Annotated in this window: 17 protein-coding genes; 8 read left to right on the plus strand and 9 right to left on the minus strand. The window is 65.5% G+C overall.

The window, feature by feature from the left end; genetic code table 11:
• Positions 1 to 591: 591 nt before the first annotated feature.
• A complete protein-coding gene (gene pyrC / locus VGV41_RS00845; protein ID WP_326861752.1) occupies positions 592 to 1,632 on the plus strand; it encodes a dihydroorotase in 1,041 nt (346 codons plus the stop codon).
• 80 nt (positions 1,633 to 1,712) lie between these two features.
• Positions 1,713 to 2,417: an orotate phosphoribosyltransferase gene (locus tag VGV41_RS00850; protein WP_326861753.1), complete on the plus strand. Its 705-nt coding sequence runs from the start codon at positions 1,713 to 1,715 to the stop codon at positions 2,415 to 2,417.
• Between the two features lie 43 nt (positions 2,418 to 2,460).
• Here VGV41_RS00850 and VGV41_RS00855 read toward each other — a convergent pair whose 3' ends face one another.
• From VGV41_RS00855 to VGV41_RS00865, 3 genes are read right to left on the minus strand one after another with little or no spacing between them, the layout of a single operon-like run.
• A complete protein-coding gene (locus VGV41_RS00855; protein WP_326861783.1) occupies positions 2,461 to 3,519 on the minus strand; it encodes a DUF3618 domain-containing protein in 1,059 nt (352 codons plus the stop codon).
• Positions 3,497 to 3,937: a phage holin family protein gene (locus VGV41_RS00860; protein WP_326861754.1), complete on the minus strand. Its 441-nt coding sequence runs from the start codon at positions 3,935 to 3,937 to the stop codon at positions 3,497 to 3,499. The genes VGV41_RS00855 and VGV41_RS00860 overlap by 23 nt, the downstream gene beginning before the upstream one ends.
• An 11-nt stretch (positions 3,938 to 3,948) precedes the next feature.
• The gene (locus tag VGV41_RS00865) at positions 3,949 to 4,377 is read right to left on the minus strand and encodes a hypothetical protein (protein WP_326861755.1); all 429 of its coding nucleotides are present in this window, start codon (positions 4,375 to 4,377) and stop codon (positions 3,949 to 3,951) included.
• Between the two features lie 177 nt (positions 4,378 to 4,554).
• On the opposite strand from VGV41_RS00865, the gene hpnA reads away from it, so the two are divergent.
• Entirely contained in the window at positions 4,555 to 5,556 is a 1,002-nt protein-coding gene (gene hpnA, locus VGV41_RS00870; protein WP_326861756.1) for a hopanoid-associated sugar epimerase, read from the plus strand.
• Here hpnA and hpnK read toward each other — a convergent pair.
• The 6 genes from hpnK to VGV41_RS00900 form a co-directional block, all read right to left on the minus strand.
• Positions 5,528 to 6,358, minus strand: coding sequence for a hopanoid biosynthesis-associated protein HpnK (gene hpnK / locus VGV41_RS00875; protein ID WP_414705040.1), 831 nt, complete (start codon positions 6,356 to 6,358; stop codon positions 5,528 to 5,530). The genes hpnA and hpnK overlap by 29 nt on opposite strands.
• Positions 6,355 to 7,782 carry a hopanoid biosynthesis associated radical SAM protein HpnJ gene (hpnJ, locus tag VGV41_RS00880; protein WP_326861758.1) on the minus strand — a complete coding sequence of 476 codons (1,428 nt, stop codon included), beginning with the start codon at positions 7,780 to 7,782 and terminating at the stop codon, positions 6,355 to 6,357. Before hpnJ ends, hpnK begins: the two co-directional genes overlap by 4 nt.
• Before the next feature lie 12 nt (positions 7,783 to 7,794).
• Positions 7,795 to 8,949: a bacteriohopanetetrol glucosamine biosynthesis glycosyltransferase HpnI gene (hpnI, locus tag VGV41_RS00885; RefSeq protein ID WP_326861759.1), complete on the minus strand. Its 1,155-nt coding sequence runs from the start codon at positions 8,947 to 8,949 to the stop codon at positions 7,795 to 7,797.
• On the minus strand, positions 8,943 to 9,596 hold the full coding sequence (locus tag VGV41_RS00890) for a YkoP family protein (protein WP_326861760.1): 654 nt from the start codon (positions 9,594 to 9,596) through the stop codon (positions 8,943 to 8,945). The genes hpnI and VGV41_RS00890 overlap by 7 nt, the downstream gene beginning before the upstream one ends.
• A 202-nt stretch (positions 9,597 to 9,798) precedes the next feature.
• A complete protein-coding gene (locus VGV41_RS00895) occupies positions 9,799 to 10,803 on the minus strand; it encodes an AI-2E family transporter (RefSeq protein ID WP_326861761.1) in 1,005 nt (334 codons plus the stop codon).
• Between the two features lie 71 nt (positions 10,804 to 10,874).
• A complete protein-coding gene (locus VGV41_RS00900) occupies positions 10,875 to 12,014 on the minus strand; it encodes a glycosyltransferase family A protein (protein ID WP_326861762.1) in 1,140 nt (379 codons plus the stop codon).
• A gap of 234 nt (positions 12,015 to 12,248) precedes the next feature.
• Between VGV41_RS00900 and oxlT the strand changes: the two genes are divergently transcribed.
• From oxlT to VGV41_RS00925, 5 genes are all read left to right on the plus strand, one after another.
• Entirely contained in the window at positions 12,249 to 13,532 is a 1,284-nt protein-coding gene (gene oxlT, locus VGV41_RS00905) for an oxalate/formate MFS antiporter (RefSeq protein ID WP_326861763.1), read from the plus strand.
• 235 nt (positions 13,533 to 13,767) lie between these two features.
• Positions 13,768 to 14,529: a GntR family transcriptional regulator gene (locus tag VGV41_RS00910; RefSeq protein ID WP_326861764.1), complete on the plus strand. Its 762-nt coding sequence runs from the start codon at positions 13,768 to 13,770 to the stop codon at positions 14,527 to 14,529.
• Between the two features lie 33 nt (positions 14,530 to 14,562).
• Complete coding sequence (gene oxc / locus VGV41_RS00915) at positions 14,563 to 16,299, plus strand: oxalyl-CoA decarboxylase (protein WP_326861765.1); 1,737 nt, start codon at positions 14,563 to 14,565, stop codon at positions 16,297 to 16,299.
• A gap of 280 nt (positions 16,300 to 16,579) precedes the next feature.
• Entirely contained in the window at positions 16,580 to 17,863 is a 1,284-nt protein-coding gene (frc, locus tag VGV41_RS00920; RefSeq protein ID WP_326861784.1) for a formyl-CoA transferase, read from the plus strand.
• 157 nt (positions 17,864 to 18,020) lie between these two features.
• A complete protein-coding gene (locus tag VGV41_RS00925) occupies positions 18,021 to 18,950 on the plus strand; it encodes a methionyl-tRNA formyltransferase (protein ID WP_326861766.1) in 930 nt (309 codons plus the stop codon).
• Positions 18,951 to 19,014: the final 64 nt, after the last annotated feature.

Below are 19,014 nucleotides of genomic sequence, written 5' to 3' on the forward strand. Positions count from 1 at the left end.
GGGCGGGGAGCGGTGGCCGGGGTGGGAGCGTCGGAGATGCGGCGCGGTTTCCCCTCCCGGCGGTTCAAGCCGCTCCGTCCCGGCGTGCCGACCGCACGTCGCTGGGCCACAGTGATGGTATTGCCGGCGCCGGTCACAGGATAACCGGCAATGATCGGGGCCCGTAGTGGTGGAAAGGCCTTGGCTGCGAAAGCAGGAGGGCCTGAAAGGAGAGTCCACCAGGGGCGGTGCGGAGCAGACCGATTAAACACCGCGCGCGGGACGCCTTGGGACTTGGCGGACTTGCGGTTATTCGGACTTCAGCATGCCTCGATGCTGCGAGGCGTCGAGGTCCGTGGGTCCGAGCGCCTTGTTTGCGCACACTGCGCAAGCTTGTGTGCGCCCAGGGCCCAAGAGCGTCCCGCGCGCCCTCGGTTCTTCTCGGGAGCGGCGGAAGCGACTACGGACTACGGCTCACCCGGGGCCGACCAAAGAATACGGGCGATGACGCATGTCTGGCGCGATGATGATGACGCGCCGATTGGTGCCAGCAATGGAGTGATGTATGTGTGCGCCGATCGATCGCTTCCGAACGAAATCCGGCAGGCCGCAATGACCCGTCTGACCATCCGCAAGCCGGACGACTGGCACGTCCATTTCCGCGACGGCGATATCCTGAAGTCCGTGGCGCCGTTCACCGCGGCGCATTTCGCGCGCGCCATCGTCATGCCCAATCTGGTGCCGCCGGTGACGACGGCGAAGATGGCGGCCGACTACCGCGCGCGCATCATGGCGGCGGTGAAGGGTCACGCCTTCACGCCACTGATGACCTGCTACCTCACCGACGACACCGACAGGCGCGATCTCATCGCCGGCTTTTCGGACGGCGTCTTCACCGCGGTGAAGCTCTATCCGGCGCACGCCACGACGAATTCCGCCGCCGGCGTCAAGTCGATCGACAAGGTGATGCCGGTGCTCGAGGCGATGGCCGAGGCCGGCATGCGCCTCTGCGTGCACGGCGAGGTGCCGCTGCCGGAGATCGACGTGTTCGACCGGGAGAAGGCCTTCATCGACCGCGTGCTGCTGCCGCTGCTCGCGCGCGTGCCCACGCTCAAGATCATCATGGAGCACGTCACCACCAAAGACGGCGTTGCCGTCGTGCGCGCGCACAAAGACCGGCTCGGCGCGACGCTGACGCCGCAGCATCTCCTCTACAACCGCAACGCTTTGTTCGCCGGCGGCTTGCGTCCGCACATGTATTGCTTGCCGGTGCTCAAGCGCGAGGAGCATCGCCTCGCTTTGCGCCAGGCTGCGACCAGCGGCGAGCCCGGCTTCTTCCTCGGCACCGACTCGGCGCCGCATCTGCGCCATCTGAAGGAGGCCGACTGCGGCTGCGCCGGCGTGTTCGGCGCGCCGGCGGCGCTTGCCGCCTATCTCAAGGTGTTCGAGGAGGAAAAGGCGCTCGACAGGTTCGAGGCCTTTGCCTCGCTCAACGGCCCCGCCTTCTACGGTCTGCCGCCCAATGAGGAGCGGGTGACGCTGGAAAAGCGCCCGAGCCTGGTCTGCGACGAGGTCGAGGTGGGAAAGCTGGGGGAAATCCACCCGCTTTTCGGCGGCGATCAGGTTGACTGGTCGCTCGCGCCGGCGTCATAAGCTACGAAATACCCCGCATTCAAGCCCCAGCGCGCGCCTCAAGCGGCGCCTGGCGCGGGCGCGACCGAAAAGGAGCCGATATGGGCACGTTTTCCGCCACCACGCCCGACAAGAAAGCCATCGCCCGGCAGGCCGCCCGGATGATGCTCGAGATCAAGGCGATCCATTTCAACGCCGAGAAGCCCTATATCTTCACCTCCGGCTGGGCGAGCCCGGTCTACGTCGACTGCCGCAAGATCATCTCCTATCCGCGCTTACGCAACGCGCTGATGGACTTCTCGGCGCAGGTCATCATGAGCGAGATCGGCTTCGAGTCGATCGACTGCGTCGCCGGCGGCGAGACCGCCGGCATTCCCTTCGCCGCCTGGATCGCCGACCGGCTGATGCTGCCGATGCAGTACATCCGCAAGAAGGCGAAAGGCTTCGGCCGCAACGCGCAGATCGAAGGCGAACTCGCGCCCGGCGCGCGCGCGCTGCTGGTCGAGGATCTCGCCACCGACGGCGGCAGCAAGGTCAATTTTTGCAACGCGCTGCGTTCGGCGGGCGCGCAGGTCGATCACTGCTTCGTCGTCTTCTATTACGACATCTTCCCGCAGAGCGCCGGCCACCTGAAGAACCTGAACGTCAAGCTGCACTACCTCACCACCTGGTGGGACGTGCTCGAGGTCGCCGAGGAAGACAAGATCTTCGACGCCAACACGCTGCGGGAAGTCCGTGCCTTCCTCACCGAGCCGTCGAAATGGTCGGCGGCGCACGGCGGCATCTCGGACTTCGCCGCGCGCTGAGAACACCGCAGGCAACCTGATGCCCGCGGCCCGCGTCGGCGCCTCAGGACGACTGGACAGGACGGCTCCCCGACCCTGAGCGCGCGTTCCGTTTGGCGGCGGCGGCGACACGCTCGGCTTTTGCTTCGGCTTCCGACGGCACCAGCGGCGCCTGCGTGCCGGTGAGGTCACCGGCATGCCCGTCGGCGCTGCCGGCGGTACGCTTGGTCTCGTCCCAGCTGCGCTGCGCCTCTTCTTTGGCGTCTTCCCAGGTGCGCCGCGCGGCTTCCTTTGCCTCGTCCCAGCCGGTTTCCGCGATCTCCTTGCCATGCTCCCATTGCTCGCGCGCCGCCTCGACGGCGTCGGCCTTGAGCGCGTCGCTGCGCTCGCCCATCGTGCGATTTTCGATGTCTGTCGACGGCAGCAGCGCGCCGATGACGGCCCCGAGCGCAATGCCGATCCCGGCGACGACCAGCGGTTCCTCACGCGCGAACTTCGAGATGCTGCGCCTCGCGCCGCGGGCCGACGCCATCGAGTGGCTCGCCGCATCGCGGGCGCGGCCGTAAGCCTCGGAGCCCGTCTCGCGTGCGCGACCGATCATATCGCCTGCGCGCTCATAGGCCGAGCCGGCCAGATCCGAAGCCTTGTCGTAGGCGCGCGCGGCGGCGTCGGCACTCTTTTCATAAGCGCCCGAAGCCATCGAGCCGGCTTTCTCATGGCTTTTTTCGCTGCGTTCGGCCGCCGTATCCGCCGCCGTCTGCGCCTTGCTTTTTGAATCCGATGTCATTGTGCCCGTCCTGTCTGCGCTCGCGTTGCTACTGGCAGGCTCGGTCGTATCGACCGAGCCATCTCCTGGTTGTTCGATTGCCCCATTGCGAGGACGCCGCGGCGCCATCATCAGCCACACCAGACCGGCCCCCATCAGCGCGACCGGCACCGGATTCTTCGCCACCTGCCGGCTCAGGTTGCGCACGAAATCGCCGCCGGCGGCGTCGCGTGCATAGTCCACCGCCTGATCGACGATCTGGCCCGGGCTGATGCGCGTGCGGAGCTCGGCGAGCGTCTGCTCGATGCGAACGCGCGTCGCCTCCGCTTCACGCTCAAGCTGCTCGCTGGAAGCCATCACCGGTCCTTTCCTCGCCATTCACCTGACGTTTGGCGAGAGCGGCATCTTCCTGCAGCTGATGGATGGTCTTTCGCGGAACGAGGTTCTTCATCTTGAGCCGGCTCATGCCCACCAACAGGAGGATGGCGCCGACGATCAATGCGCCGCCGCCAATGGCGAGCGCCGACCAGTAGGGCGCGAGCCCGGCGGCTTCCAGCGCGTACACCGCCGCCATGAGGAGGATGACCAAGGCAGGGATGAACACGACCGCCGCGACCACCGCCATGACGATGCCCATGATCGCGCGGTTCACGTTCTCGGAAATCTCGGCGCGAGCGAGCTGGCTCTCCTGCCGCAGCAGCGTGGTGAACTGATTGAGGAGATCGATGACGATCCCCGGGATCGAACGGTCACGCTCCTCGAACGGAATGGTCATGACAACTCCGGTTACTGCGAACTCTTGATGAAGCGCGACAGCACGAAACCGGCGAGGATCGCCCCGGCAAAGGCGGCGATCGGCTGCCGCCGCGCGAACCGGCTGAACGAGGCGAACAGATCCTCGACGCTGTGATCGTGCAGATGCGCGGCCGCGTTCTCGAGGCTTTCGCCCGCCGTGTGTACGTATTCGGCCGCCTGCGGCAGTTCCTTGCCGATCTCGTTGGCGGCGCCGTGCACGGCGCGCCCGAGGCGGCCGATGCGTTGGGCGCCCGTTTCCTTGCCGGCTTCGGCGAGGTCGGCGGCGGTGCCTTTCAGCGCTTCGGTGGCGCGCTCCCTGAGGGCCTCGGCCGTTTCGCCGAGTAGCCCGCCGTCACGGCCGCTCCGCCCGGCTTCGGCGCCGGTCTGCGTCCTGTTTTCCTGCTCCAAGGTGTGCTCCATGGTCGTCTGTTGACTGAACTGACACGTATGGATTGTCGGGAAACGGTGGCGTGTCTTGCGAAGGTAACCGCCGGTGGCCCAATGTGTTCCCATTGTGCCGCTGATTTGAAACCCATCGAACGGGGCCTATAAATTCGGCCGGAGTCGAGCGGCGGCCAGGAAGCGCAGGCGGAAACGATGGCAAGGACTGGTACGGTTCTGGTGACGGGTGCGAGCGGCTTTGTCGGCTCCGCCGTCGCCCGCCGCTTGCGCGAGGCGGGCTTTGCCGTACGCGCGCTGGTCCGGCTCAGGAGCCCGACCACGCATCTCGCCGAACTCGGCCTCGATTTCGTCACCGGCGACCTGCGCGATCCGGCCTCGCTGCGCGATGCGCTGGCCGGCGTGCGCTATCTCTTCCACGTGGCCGCCGACTACCGGATGTGGGCGCGCAACCCGCAGGAGATGATCGATACCAACGTCGCCGGCACCCGCGCCTTGATGCAGGAAGCGATGCGCGCCGGCGTGGAGCGCGTGGTCTACACGAGCAGCGTGGCCACGCTCGCCGCGCGCACCGACGGCGCCTCGGCCGACGAGAGCATGCCGCTCGAGGAACAGCGGGCGATCGGAACCTACAAGCGCAGCAAGGTGGCGGCCGAACGCGCGGTTGAAGAGCTGATCGCGCAGGGTCTGCCGGCGGTGATCGTCAATCCGTCGACGCCGATCGGGCCGCGCGACGTCAAGCCGACGCCGACCGGCCGCATCATCGTCGAGGCGGCGTCCGGCCGCATGCCCGCCTTCGTCGATACCGGGCTCAACATGGTGCATGTCGACGATGTCGCCGAAGGACATCTTGCTGCGTTCGAGCGCGGCCGCGTCGGCGAACGCTACGTGCTCGGCGGGCAGAATGCGTCGCTGGCCGAGATCCTGCGCACGGTGGCCGAGGCGGTCGGACGCCGGCCGCCGACGATCCGCATCCCGCGCCAGGCGCTGATGCCGTTCGCCCACGTGAGCGAGGCGATCGCGCGCCGCACCGGCCGCGAGCCGATGCTGACGCTCGACGGTCTGCGCATGGCCAAGAACAAGATGTTCTTTTCATCCGCCAAGGCGGAGCGGGAACTGAATTATCGGGCGCGGCCCTATCGCGAAGGCATTGCCGACGCGATCGCCTGGTTCAGGCAAGCCGGATATTTGCCGCGCTGAGCGGCAGGCGCTGGGCGTCGGCATAGCCGCCGATGCTGCGATGCGTTGCGCGCAGCGTCCGCACCACATCGACGTCGGTCAAGGCGGCCAGTTCGTCACGATAACGATAGCCTTTGGCGCATCCTTCGAAGCGGTCGCTGATCGCCGGATGCGTGTAAACCTCGACCAGTCCGGGCGGCGCCTTCTCCAGCGCGGTCAGCACGCGCTCGCGCGTCATCCGCCCGGTGTAGCGCAGCCCGAGCACCGCATCGGGAACGACGAGGCCGGCGCGGCGCGCCTGCGCGGCGAGCAGCGTACAGCCCGGCGCCATCACGTGGCCCGGCTCGCGCGGCACCCGCAGCGCCCGCATGCCGAACTGATGGCCGATATTGATGACCTGCGCGGCCACGATCGGATGCATGTGGAAATGCTTGTGCGCGTTGACGTGGTCGAGCGGCAGGCCGGTGCGCGCGAAAGCGGCGAACTGCGCCGCGATCTCGCGCTTGAGCTGCCGGCGCATGTCCGGCTGCCGCGCCAGGTCGAAGGCGACGCGCACCATGTCCTTGCGCAGGTGGCCGTCAGGGCCGACCAGGTCGGGGATTTGCTGCGGCCGCAAGGTCGGCCGGCCTTCGATCAACACCAGATGCAGGCCGACGCGCAGGCTCGGCATCTTGCGCGCGATGGCCAGCGCTTCCTGTGCGCCGGCGCCGGAGACCATCAGGCTCGCCGCCGTCAGGATGCCGTCCTTGTGCGCGCGGACGATCGCTTCATTCACCTCGTGTGAGAGGCCGAAGTCGTCCGCGGTGATCACGAAGAAGTTCAGTGGCTCACCCTCCGGTGCTCACGCAGGAAGGCGAAGAACTCGACCGCCTCGCGCAAGCGCCGCTGCAGCATCTCGCGGCTGAGCAGCATCTCCCCGACGATCGAGGCGATTTTGGGAGCACGGAAATAGAACCGGCGGTAGAACTCCTCGACCGAATGGAAGATTTCGGTGTGGTTGAGATGCGGGTAGCTCAGCGCCGCGATCTGCACGCCGTTGTTGTCGACGAGATCCTGCTCGGTATTGGTCAGCCAGCCGTTCTGGACCGCCTGATTGTAGAGGAAAGTGCCGGGATAGGGCGCTGCGATCGACACCTGCAAGGTGTGCGGATTGATCTCGCGCGCGAAGCGGATCGTCTCCTGAATCGTCTCTTTCGTCTCGCCCGGCAGGCCCATGATGAAGGTGCCGTGGATGGTGATGCCGAGGTCGTGGCAGTCCTTGGTGAAGCGCTTCGCCACCTCGACGCGCATGCCCTTCTTGATGTTGTGCAGGATCTGCTGGTTGCCGGACTCGTAGCCGACGAGCAGTAGCCGCAGGCCGTTGTCGCGCAGCACCTTCAGCGTCTCGTGCGGCACGTTGGCCTTGGCGTTGCACGACCAGGTGATGCCGAGCTTGCCGAGCTCGCGGGCGATCGCTTCCGCCCGCGGCAGGTCGTCGGTGAAGGTGTCGTCGTCGAAGAAGAACTCCTTTACCTGCGGCATTGCCGCCTTGGCCCAGCGGATTTCCTCGACCACGTTCTCGACGCTGCGCGTGCGGTACTTATGGCCGCCAATGGTCTGCGGCCACAGGCAGAAGGTGCAGCGCGATTTGCAGCCGCGGCCGGAATAGAACGAGATGTAGGGGTGCTTGAGATAGCCGATGAAGTAGTTCTCGATCTTGAGGTCGCGCTGGTAGACCGGCGTGACGAAGGGCAGTTCGTCCATGTCGGTCAAGGTCGGACGCGGCGCGGTCTCCTGGATGTCGCCGTTATTGTCGCGATAGCAGAGGCCGCCGATCTCGGCGAAGTCCTTGCCCTGCGCCACGTCGCGGATCGTGAAGTCGTAGTCCTTGGCGGTGACGAAATCGATCGGCTCGGCCTTCTCGATGCTCCGCTTCGGATCGATGGCGACGTTGGCGCCCACCAGGCCGATCTTGAGCTTCGGGTTGACGTCCTTGAGCGCCCGCGCCGTTGCGATGTCGGAGGCGAAGGTCGGCGTCGAGGAATGCATCACGACCAGGTCGTAGTCGTTCGCCTGCGGCACGATCTGATCGAGCGTGATGCCGTGCGGCGGCGCGTCGATCAGCTTCGAATCCGGCACCATGGCGGCGAGCTGCGCCAGCCAGGTCGGGTACCAGTGCGACTTGATCTCGCGCTTGGCCTGGTAGCGGGAACCGGCGCCGCCGTCGAAACCTTCGAACGACGGAGCCTGGAGAAACAAAGTTCGCATCAAAAAGCGTCCTTAGCTCGATGAATCGACGATCAGCGTCTGGTCGGAGAGCCGGTAGCGCTGGCCACGCCAGGTGACGGCGACGACGAAGAAGCTGGCAACATAGGCCCCGAACGAGATGAGGTCACGCACGGGAATAAGCAGGTAATGCTGCGGGCGCACGTCGAAGCGCTGCTCGACGCACCACCACAGACCGACGCGGCAGGCGAGCGCGATGGCGCCGAGCGCCAGCGCCTGTTCTCCGCCGCCGAGGCCGGCGGCGATCAGCGCTAGCGGAAAGGGATGCGTGATGACGCTGCCGGTATGGCCGAGCGGGCTGATGCTCTTGATGGTGCAGTCCTGCCGTACCTTGTGCGCGACCAGTTCGCCCGCGCTCGCCGCCGTGTAGACGTGGCCGACCGCGAATGGGGCCACGGCGACGTCATGACCGGTACTGCGCACGGCGTCGCCGATCGCATAATCGTCCCAGAGCTGGTCGGCGAAGGCGGCGAAGCCGCCGATGCGGCGCAGCATGTCGCGGGTCAGCGCGATGGTGGCGCCGAAACAGGGGCGCGCCAGCCCGAGCGTCAGCCCGCCGACGACGTTCGGCAGGAAATGGATGTTGGCGCTCAGCGCGCCGAGCTTCGACCACAGGCTGCCGCCGTGAATCCCGTAGTAGAGGCAGGTCACGGCACCGACGCCGGGCTTCTGCAGTTCGGCGACGACGCCGGCCAGATAATGCGGGCCGACGACGATGTCGCTGTCGATGAGCACCAGGGTGTCGTGCTTGGCGTGCTTGGCGATATTGCCGAGATTGGCGACTTTCAGGTTCTGCCCGTTCGCATGCCCGTCCACGTGGCAGACGATGGCGCGGTCATCCCGCTCCGCGGCAAGTTGACGCACGACCTCGATGGCCGGGTCGTCGGGATCGAGGGTGCCGCAGAGAATTTCGATCGGACCGGCATAGTCCTGGTCGCGCAGGGCGCGCAGGCGCAGTGTCAGTCCTGGTTCGGCGCCGCACAGGGGCACGATCACGGAGACAGGCACCGCGGCGGCTGGCGGAATGGCCTCGCGCATCCGGAACCGCAGCACCGAAAGGCCAACAAAGACAAAGTAGAGACAACCGAGTACTGCGCCGGCGAGGCATAGATCTGCCACCCAGCGCAGGACATCACTCCCGTTCAACATACCGCCGCGCCCCGCGTGCCCCGTCCTCGTGTTCTAGTAGCATATCGGTGTTCCAAAGAGGAACGCGATAGGTAGACAAGAGTATGATCCCGCCACAGGACAGGTGTGCGCAATGCCACCGGGTTTGTGGCCAGCACCAGTAGAATCAAGAAAATATTCTCACCAAAGCGGTGAATGGCGCCATGCTCTTCGGCGACGCAGCCCGCCTCGAAGCCATAGCGGCTGGAGATGCGTGCGAGTTGGCCGCTCTGCTCGGCGGTTCCCAGACGCATGTCGGCCCGCAGCGCCACGACGTCATCGAGTTCGCGCGTCCAGCGCAGATGCTGCGCCAGTTCACGCAATGACAGGTCGATGCCGCCGGCCACCGCGCGCGCCCAGCGCATGGTCGCGCCATCGCCGCCCATTGACGGGAACTGCTCGTTCCAAAGGTGGATGTTGAGCACGGCATCTCCCGCCGCGATCCGCGTGCCGTCGCGCAGCACCAGACGCGTTTCGGCTTTGGCACGCTGGATGCGAAATACGCAGCGGGGATTGTCGCTATATTCGAGAACACCCTGTCGCTGCCGCAGCCAGCGATCGAGGCCGAATACGGCGTGCTCGAACCAGGCAGAGTGGAACGCAAAATGAGTTGTTTGCTGCGGCAGCAAAGGCCTGACTCCAACAGGGAGTGCTTGTCCCGTTGACTCGGCCGCGCTCCTTGTGGTTCCGCTGTTGCGGCTATTTGACAGTGCCGTGTCGCCGCTGCTCACATTGCGTCAAGCGGCGGGCAGAGAGTTGCAATTGCATGCGGCGCGTTTTGATAATCACGCGCCCGGGAATGCGAAGGATGCGCGCGCGTCATTCGCCGCGTCAGTGCGGTACGGCGTCCGGATCGCGATAGACCTCGGCCAGGATGGCCTTGACCGTCAGAGCGAACGGAACCGCGATCACGACGCCGACGATGCCGTAGAGGATGCCGCCGGCGAGGAAGGCGAACATGACAAGCACCGGCGGCAGGTAGGCGGCCCTGCCCAGCACGATCGGGCCGAAGAACTCGTCGATGGAGACGCGCAGTGCCACCGCGTACATGATGTACTCGACGATATTCCAGGGGCTGGTCGCCTGCTGGATGGCGACGAGACCGGCGATGGTGGCGGAGGCGAACGGGCCAATGACCGGAATGACTTCGAGCAGTCCGCTGATCAGCGCGAGAAAGACGGCGTGGTGGATGTCGAGGATGAGGCCGAGGCCGATATAGGCCGCGGTCGTGGCGTAGGCGACCACGAGCGCCACGCCGACGAAATAGCGCCAGAGCACGTTGTGCAGGTCGTGCCAGACGCGATGTGCAAACGGCCGGTGGTTGGGCGGAACGAGCCAGAACAATTGATCCCCGGTGCGCTTGCCGGCGATCAACAGATATCCGAGCAAGACCCAGCACAGGATGAAGCCGAACATGCCGGCAAATCCGTAACCGAGCAGCGTCAGCATGCGCGTGCTGTCGCTGAACAGCTGACGCAAACCGCCGATGATGTTCTGTGCCATGTCGTGCGCACTGATCGGCGTGCCGAGCAGGTTGATCGTGCCCTCGCCGAGAAACTGCCGCAGCATGCCCTCGAGGCTGCCCTGCAGATTGCCGCCGGCCTGCGTGATCTCCTTGATCAGCGGCGGCACGCCGAGCCAGCCGATCAGCGCGGCGACGCTCATCAACACGATCAGCGCCAGCACGGCGAATATCCAGCGCGGCGCGCGCGTGCGACGCGCCAGCCAGTCGATCGGCGGCGTGCAAACGTAAGCGAGAACGCCGGCGAACACGAACGGGAAGAGAATGTCGCGAATGAGATAGAGGACGACCATCAGGCCGGCGAAAATCGCCAAGGTCAGGGCGGTCGTTCGACGGGATGCAGCGACCGGGGCGGTATCGGCTCTCGCCGCGGGGTGTCGGCTGCTCATCGATAGACGCGGCCTTTCCAGCGCACACGGCCGCTGATGCGCCAGCGCAGACTGTCGAGCGCGATCACGGCGCCGGTGGTGTAACCGAGCGGAAACAACAGGCCATAAGTCCAGGGAATGCCGAAATAGGACGCTCCCGCGAGATGCAGGCCGAATGCGGCGGCCGCGCCGAGCAGCGCAGGGATGGCGGCGATGCAGGCGCTGTGACTGCCGCTCGCGCAGCCATAGACGGTGACGACGGGCAACAGCACTGCGGCCCAGGCCAGCGCCAGCGCCGCGACCACGGTCGCCAGCGTCGCCGCCGGTCCGCCGAGCATGCTGACGAGGTTCTTGGCGATGCCCGGCCAGAGCGTGCGCCAGCCGGTGTACATGCGCGTCGTCAGGAGCGCGGTCCCGTCCTGCATCAGCACGCGATGGCCGCGGCGCTTCATCAGTCGCGCCAGTTCGATGTCCTCGACGATCGAGCGCGAGACCGCCGCGTGTCCGCCGACGTCTTCATAGGCTGTTCGGCGGATCAGCATGAATTGCCCGGTCGCGACCGCGTCGTCGCTGTCCGGCGCCTGCAGCTTGGTCAGATTCTGCGAGAACGACAGCAGATAGAGGCCGCAAGGCAGGATCAGCCGCTCGGCGAAGCTTTGGAGTTCCTGGCGCGGCGCCAGAGTCAGGAGGTCGAGCGCGCCTGCTTGCGCGGCGGCGACGGCGCTCGCGATCAGCTTCGGATGCGCACGCATATCGGCGTCGAGGAAGCAGAGCCAGTCGACCGCGTCGGCAACCGCGCGCGCGCCGGCGCAGCAGGCGTTCACCTTACCGCTCCAGCCCGGCGGCAGCCGTCCGCCGGGAATGAGCACGACACGGCGATCCTTGTGCGCAAGGCGGCGCACGATGGCCGCGGTGTCGTCGGTGGACTCGTCGTCGACCACGACGATAGCGAGGCTCGGATGATCCTGCGCCATCAGCGAGCTGACGCAGGCGCCGATATTGCCGGCTTCGTCGCGCGCCGGGACGATGATGGCGACGCGTGGTGCATCCTGTGGCGGCGAGGAGGGGGCGAGCGGCTTCAAGGCGTGCCGCTGTCGGAATGCGCGCAGGATCAGCCACGCGATCAGCGAGGCCCACAAAAGCGAAACGGTCAGCACGTTGGACCTGCCGCGGCAGAGAGGGGGACGCATTCGGGAACGGGCCATGGCGACGCTGGTTCCGTCTGGCGCAGTGGCGCGGGGCGTGCCGTGCCCTGCACTGCCTTTGCTGCAACGCAAAATAAGATTTTTGAAAAGACCGTAGATTCCACCGTCGCCGGTGTCCTACTACTGGCTGGCACCCGGCAAGTATCCGGATTATCGATGTAAATAGTAGACTTAATGGCGGTGACTATGACTTTCGTAGCAGGCTCGGCGGCTGTGCCGCGGGCATCCGAGGGAGCCCGCTGGGGCAAACTCCTCATCTGCATCATCTGCATGGTGATGATCGCCAACCTTCAGTACGGCTGGACCCTCTTCGTCAACCCCATCAACAAGGCGCATGGCTGGTCGATCGCCTCGATCCAGGTGGCCTTCGCCGTCTTCATTGCGCTCGAGACCTGGCTCACGCCGATCGAGGGCTGGATCGTGGATGTGCTCGGACCGCAGCGCGGGCCCAAGCTGATGGTCGCATTCGGCGGCCTCACGGTCGCCATCGGCTGGGTGATCAACGGCTACGCTGAGACGCTCACGATGCTTTATCTGGGCGCAGTGATCTCCGGCATCGGCGGCGGTGCGGTCTACGCAACCAGCGTCGGTCTGGCGGTGAAGTGGTTTCCTGACCGCCGTGGTCTGGCGGTCGGCCTCACGGCAGCCGGCTACGGCGCCGGCGCCGCGCTGACGGTGATCCCGATCCAGCACGTCATCTCGACTTACAACTATCAGACCGCCTTCATCTGGTTCGGCATCGTGCAGGGCGGCATGGTCTTTCTACTGGCATGGCTGCTGCGCGGACCGGAGCCGGGCGAATTGGCGGCCGCGCCGGCCTCGAAGGTCGCGCAATCGGCCCGCAGCTTTACGCCGAAGGAAGTGCTGATCTCACCGGTGTTTTGGCTGCTCTACATCATGTTCGTGATGGTCTCGGCCAGCGGCCTGATGGCGACCGCGCAGATCGCACCGATCGCCGCTGACTTCAAGGTCGGCAATCAGATCATCTTCTGGGGCGCGACGACGATCACCGCGGCGCTGATCATCGATAACATCGCCAACGGTACCGCGCGGCCATTGTTCGGCTGGATCTCCGACAATATCGGCCGCGAGTTCACGATGGCTATGGCCTTCGGCCTCGGCGGCATCTCGTACTGGCTGCTGGGTTCGCTCGGCACCGCGCCCTGGGCTTTCGTGATCTTCGCTGCGCTGATCTTCCTCACTTGGGGCGAGATTTTCAGCCTCTTCCCGTCGACCTGTACCGATACGTTCGGACCGAGGTTCGCAACGGTGAACCTCAGCCTGCTGTACACGGCGAAGGGCACCTCGGCCTTCCTCGTGCCGGTGGCCAACATGATCAAGACGTCGACAGGCAGCTGGCACATGGTCTTCGTCGTCACCGCCCTGATGAACTTCGTGGTGGTGGCGCTCGCCTTGTTCATCCTCAAGCCGGTGCGGCGGCGAATGATGCAGGCCACCCGGGACCAGTAGGTTCTCGAACCCGCCCTGGCCGCGCCAGGGCGGGTTCTTGGTACGCTCACGCGAGGCGCTCCTAAGGGGCGCGTTGGGTTTGGGAAAGCGGAAGTCGGCGGCCGTGGCGGCGCACACCGCAATGCAGCATTCAGTACGAATTGACGCTGCGGTGCACCAATTCTGCAAGCAATTCGCTGCTTTTAATCGGGGGCGGGTTGCTTGCACTCGGTCTACTGGCATATTGTATACCAGCATGAGCATCCGAAATCGCAATCACCGCGGCAGCAACGGTGCGCCCCGCATTGGCGCGCCGGCCGGGCAGAGTGCGAGTGGCGCGCATCCGGCACTGGAGCCGATCGATGCCGGCTCGAGTTTCAAGCAGAAGGCCTACACCGCGCTGAAGAACGCCATCGTGACGATGGACATCTATCACAGCCGCGACGAGATCCGCCTCGACGAGCGCAAGCTGGCGCAGGATTTCGGCATAAGTCGGACGCCCGTGCGCGAGGCGATGGCGCAGCTCGAGAGCGAGGGCTTCGTCCGCTCGGTGCCGCGGCGCGGCATCTACGTCGTGCGCAAGACCAAGCAGGAGGTGATCGAGATGATCACCGTCTGGGCGGCGCTCGAGAGCATGGCGGCGCGGCTGATCACCAAGGCCGCGAGCGACGACGAGATCGCCGGCCTGCGTAAGATGTTCGCCGCGTTCGTCGACGGCAAGTTGCGCGCGCATCTCGATGAATACTCGGCCGCCAACATCGAATTCCACCAGACGATCATCAGGCTGAGCAAGAACCAGGTGCTGATCGACCTGGCCGCCAACCTGTTCACCCATATGCGCATGATCCGGCGCACGACCATCGGCGAGAAGGACCGCGCCGACCGGTCGATCAAGGATCATATGGCCATCATCGAGGCACTCGAGGCGCGCGCGACCGACCGCGCCGAAGATCTCGTACGCGACCATGCGCTCGGCCTCGCCGAGCACGTGGCGCGCTATGCCGACTATCTTGATTGAAAGTCCCGCGTGAGGACGTAAGGGAGGTTTCCCATGAGTGATGCAGTAGTGAAATCAAAACCGGAAGCCGCGGAAGACGCGCAGAATCTGACGGACGGGTTCAATCTCATCATCGATGCGCTCAAGCTGAACGGCGTCGAGACGATCTACGGTGTGCCGGGAATTCCGATCACCGACTTCGGCCGTATGGCGCAGGCCGCGGGCATTCGCGTGCTGTCGTTCCGCCACGAGCAGAGCGCCGGCTACGCCGCCTCGATCGCCGGCTGGCTGACCAAGAAGCCCGGCATCTGCCTCACGGTTTCGGCGCCCGGCTTCCTCAACGGTCTGACCGCGCTGGCACACGCCACCACCAACTGCTTCCCGATGATCCTGATCTCCGGCTCGTCCGAGCGCGAGATCGTCGACCTGCAGCAGGGCGACTACGAGGAGATGGATCAGCTCGCCATCGCCAAGCCGCTGTGCAAGGCGGCCTACCGCGTCCTGCACGCGCAGGACATCGGCATCGGCATCGCGCGCGCCATCCGCGCCGCGGTGTCCGGCCGCCCGGGAGGCGTCTACCTCGACTTGCCGGCCAAGCTGTTCGGCCAGGTAATGGATGCCGACGCGGGCCAGAAGTCGCTGGTCAAGGTGATCGACGCCGCGCCGGCGCAGATTCCCACCCCTGATGCCATCAAGCGCGCGCTCGACACGCTCAAGTCTGCCAAGCGTCCGCTTATCATTCTCGGCAAGGGCGCGGCCTATGCGCAGGCGGACGACGCGATCCGCGAGCTGGTCGAGAAGAGCGGCGTGCCGTTCCTGCCGATGAGCATGGGCAAGGGGCTGCTGCCGGACACGCATCCGCAATGCGCGGGTGCGGCGCGCTCGACGGTGCTGGCGCAGTCAGACGTGGTGATGCTGATCGGCGCTCGCCTCAACTGGCTCCTGTCGCACGGCAAAGGCAAGGCCTGGGGCACCGAGCCAAAGAAGTTCATCCAGATCGATATCGAGCCGAAGGAAATGGACTCGAACGTCGAGATCGTGGCGCCGATCGTCGGTGACATCAGCTCCTGCGTCGATGCCCTGCTCAAGGGCATGGGGGCGAGTTGGCCGAAAGCGCCCGCCGACTGGATGGCTGCGGTCAGCAAAAAACGCGAAGAGAACGTCGCCAAGATGGCGCCGCGCCTGATGAACAACAACGTGCCGATGGATTACCACGGCGCCCTCGGCGTGCTGCGCACGATCGTCAAGGAGCGCCCGGACGCCATCCTCGTCAACGAGGGCGCCAATACGCTCGATCTGGCGCGCGGCATCATCGACATGTATCGCCCGCGCAAGCGTCTCGACGTCGGCACCTGGGGGATCATGGGCATCGGCATGGGCTACGCCATCGCCGCTGCGATCGAGACCGGCAAGCCCGTGCTGTGCGTCGAAGGCGACTCGGCCTTCGGCTTCTCCGGCATGGAGGTCGAGACGATCTGTCGCTACAACTTGCCGGTCTGCATCGTCATTTTCAACAATGACGGCATTTATCGCGGCACCGACGTCAATCCGCTTGGCACCGACCCTGCGATTTGCACCTTCGTCAGGGGCGCGCGCTACGACAAGATGATTGAGGCTTTTGGCGGCGCCGGCGTCAACGTGACTTCGCCTGACGAGCTCAAGCGCGCGGTCAACGCAGCGATGGATTCGGGGAAGCCGACACTCATCAACGCGGTGATCGACCCCGCGGCCGGCAGCGAGTCGGGCCGCATCGGCAACCTAAACCCGCAGAGCAAGCTGAAGAAGAAGTAGCGAGACGGGCGACGCGCCGCTTCGTGCGTCGCGTCGCGCGGCTATCGCAATTCATTCCATCTGGCCCGTGTCGCGCACGGGATATGTATCGAGATTGGAGGATCAGGACATGGCCAAGAAATCGAAGAAGACTGTGAAGAAATCGAAAGCCGCGGCGAAGAAGCCGGCGCGCAAGGTCGCCAGGGCGGCCGCGAAGCCCGCGAAGAAGGCCGCGCCGAAGAAGGCGAACGGCAACGGCAAGGTGAGTGCGCTGCCGCGGATATCGAACAAGCCGCAGGGCATGGACGGCAAGGCGCTGCAGGGTGTGCGCATCCTCGACTTTACACATGTGCAGTCGGGTCCGACCTGCACGCAGTTGCTCGCCTGGTTCGGCGCCGACGTGATCAAGGTCGAGCGCCCCGGCATTGGCGACATCACGCGCGGTCAGCTGCGCGACGTGCCGAACGCCGACTCGCTCTACTTCACCATGCTCAACCACAACAAGCGCTCGATCACGATCGACTCCAAGCATCCGCAGGGCAAGCGCGTGCTCAACGAGCTGATCAAGACCTGCGACGTGCTGGTCGAGAACTTCGCCCCCGGCGCGCTCGACCGCATGGGACTGACCTGGGAGCACATCAACACGCTCAACCCGCGCATGATCGTCGCGTCGGTGAAGGGTTTCGGCCCCGGCCCGTATGAGGACTGCAAGGTTTACGAGAACGTCGCCCAGTGCACCGGCGGCTCGGCCTCGACCACCGGCTTCCGCGACGGTCCGCCGCTCGTCACCGGCGCCCAGATCGGCGATAGCGGCACCGGCCTGCACCTCGCGCTCGGCATCGTCACCGCGCTCTTCCAGCGCACCCGCACCGGCCGCGGCCAGAAGGTGCTCTGCGCCATGCAGGACGGCGTGCTCAACCTCGCGCGCGTCAAGCTGCGCGACCAGCAGCGCCTCAAGCACGGCCCGCTCACCGAATACAGCCAGTACGGCGAGGGCATTCCGTTCGGTGACGCGACGCCGCGCGCCGGCAACGATTCCGGCGGCGGCCAGCCGGGCCGCATCCTGATGTGCAAGGGCGCTCCGGAGGATCCGAACGCCTACATCTACTTCATCACCCAGGCTCCGGTGTGGGAAGCGATCTGCGACGTCATCGGCGAGCCGACCTGGAAGACCGATCCGGAATACGCCACGCCCAAGGCGCGTCTGCCGAAACTCAATCAGATCTTCGCGCGCATCGAGCAGTGGACCATGACCAAGACCAAGTTCGAGGCCATGGAGGAGCTCAACCAGCACGACATTCCCTGCGGCCCGATCCTGTCGATGAAGGAACTGGCCGAGGACCAATCGCTGCGCAAGACCGGTACCGTGGTCGAGGTCGAACATCCGACCCGCGGCAAGTACCTGTCGGTCGGCAACCCGATCAAACTGTCGGACTCGATCACCGAGGTGAAGCGTTCGCCGCTGCTCGGCGAGCACACCGACGAGATCCTCTCCAACGTGCTCAAGCTCTCGGCCAAGGACATCGCCGAGATCAAGGCCTCCGGTGCGCTCAGCGCGCCGGAGAAGAAGGAAAAGGCGGCGTAAGCACTGACTCGTGTCCCGGATGCGGTGCAGCGCGCAAGCGGTGCACCGCTGATCCGGGACCCCGGTCCGCAAATAGCTGGATCCCGGGTCTGCAGCGCACCACTTCGTGCTGCGCTGCGCCCGGGAAACGAAGCCCGGCATTTAGGGAGAAATCTTTATGCGTATCGTAGTCCACGGCCAGCAGGCCTTCGGCAAGGCCGTGCTGGAAGCGCTGTTGAAGCGCGGCGAGACCGTGATCGGCGTCTTCGTAGCGCCGGAGAAGCCGGGCGCCAAGGCTGATCCGCTCAAGGAAGCGGCCATCGCTGCCGGCCTGCCGGTGCACCAACCCTCGTCCTACAAGGACCCGAAGGTGTGGGACGAGTTCAAGGCGATGAAGCCCGACCTGCAGGTCATGGCCTTCGTCACGTTGTTCGTGCCGGAGGAATTCCTCAACATCCCGACGCACGGCTCGATCCAGTATCACCCGTCGCTACTGCCGGCCTATCGCGGCGCCTCGGCCATCAACTGGCCGATCATCAAGGGCGAGAAGGAGACGGGCCTGTCGATCTTCTGGCCGGACAACGGCCTCGATACCGGCGACGTCCTCATCCAGAAGAAGACGCCGATCTCCGACACCGACACGCTCGGCACCGTCTATTTCGACCGCCTGTTCCCGATGGGCGTCGACGCCATGCTCGAAGCGGTCGACCTGGTGAAGGCCGGCAAGGCGCCGCGCATCAAGCAGGACGAGTCGAAGGCGACCTATGAAGGCCTCTGCCGCGAAGGCAATGCACACATCGACTGGGGCAAGCCGTGGGAGCAGATCGACCGCCTGATCCGCGGCTGCAATCCGGCGCCCGGCGCGTGGACGACGCTCAACGGCGCGAAGCTCAAGATCTTCGACGCCAAGCCGCTGCCGGCGCGCGATCCGAAAGGCATTGCCGGGAAGCTCGGCGAAGTCGCCGTGGTGGAGGATGACGGTTTCACCGTGGTCTGCGCCGATGGCCGCTTCAAGGTCACGCGCGTGCAGCCCGCCGACGGCAAGAAGATCGATGCCGGCGAATGGGCCAAGTCCGCCAATCTGGCCAAGGGGGCGATCCTCACCTGACCGCCTGCGTCATGCCCGGCCTCGGGCATCCACGTCTTTGTCACAACTCAATTTAAACGGATAT

It is taken from the genome of Pseudolabrys sp. (assembly GCF_035943735.1).
Lineage (GTDB): Bacteria > Pseudomonadota > Alphaproteobacteria > Rhizobiales > Xanthobacteraceae > Pseudolabrys.

What these genes read in the sequence shown, in the direction of transcription:
- hpnI (WP_326861759.1), bottom strand. Translation starts at nt 8,949, where the DNA reads ATGTTGAACGGGAGTGATGTCCTGCGCTGGGTGGCAGATCTATGCCTC.
- frc (WP_326861784.1), top strand. Translation starts at nt 16,580, where the DNA reads ATGGACGGCAAGGCGCTGCAGGGTGTGCGCATCCTCGACTTTACACAT.
- oxlT (WP_326861763.1), top strand. Translation starts at nt 12,249, where the DNA reads ATGACTTTCGTAGCAGGCTCGGCGGCTGTGCCGCGGGCATCCGAGGGA.
- VGV41_RS00925 (WP_326861766.1), top strand. Translation starts at nt 18,021, where the DNA reads ATGCGTATCGTAGTCCACGGCCAGCAGGCCTTCGGCAAGGCCGTGCTG.
- hpnA (WP_326861756.1), top strand. Translation starts at nt 4,555, where the DNA reads ATGGCAAGGACTGGTACGGTTCTGGTGACGGGTGCGAGCGGCTTTGTC.
- oxc (WP_326861765.1), top strand. Translation starts at nt 14,563, where the DNA reads ATGAGTGATGCAGTAGTGAAATCAAAACCGGAAGCCGCGGAAGACGCG.
- VGV41_RS00910 (WP_326861764.1), top strand. Translation starts at nt 13,768, where the DNA reads ATGAGCATCCGAAATCGCAATCACCGCGGCAGCAACGGTGCGCCCCGC.
- VGV41_RS00860 (WP_326861754.1), bottom strand. Translation starts at nt 3,937, where the DNA reads ATGACCATTCCGTTCGAGGAGCGTGACCGTTCGATCCCGGGGATCGTC.
- VGV41_RS00850 (WP_326861753.1), top strand. Translation starts at nt 1,713, where the DNA reads ATGGGCACGTTTTCCGCCACCACGCCCGACAAGAAAGCCATCGCCCGG.
- pyrC (WP_326861752.1), top strand. Translation starts at nt 592, where the DNA reads ATGACCCGTCTGACCATCCGCAAGCCGGACGACTGGCACGTCCATTTC.
- VGV41_RS00855 (WP_326861783.1), bottom strand. Translation starts at nt 3,519, where the DNA reads ATGGCTTCCAGCGAGCAGCTTGAGCGTGAAGCGGAGGCGACGCGCGTT.
- VGV41_RS00865 (WP_326861755.1), bottom strand. Translation starts at nt 4,377, where the DNA reads ATGGAGCACACCTTGGAGCAGGAAAACAGGACGCAGACCGGCGCCGAA.
- hpnJ (WP_326861758.1), bottom strand. Translation starts at nt 7,782, where the DNA reads ATGCGAACTTTGTTTCTCCAGGCTCCGTCGTTCGAAGGTTTCGACGGC.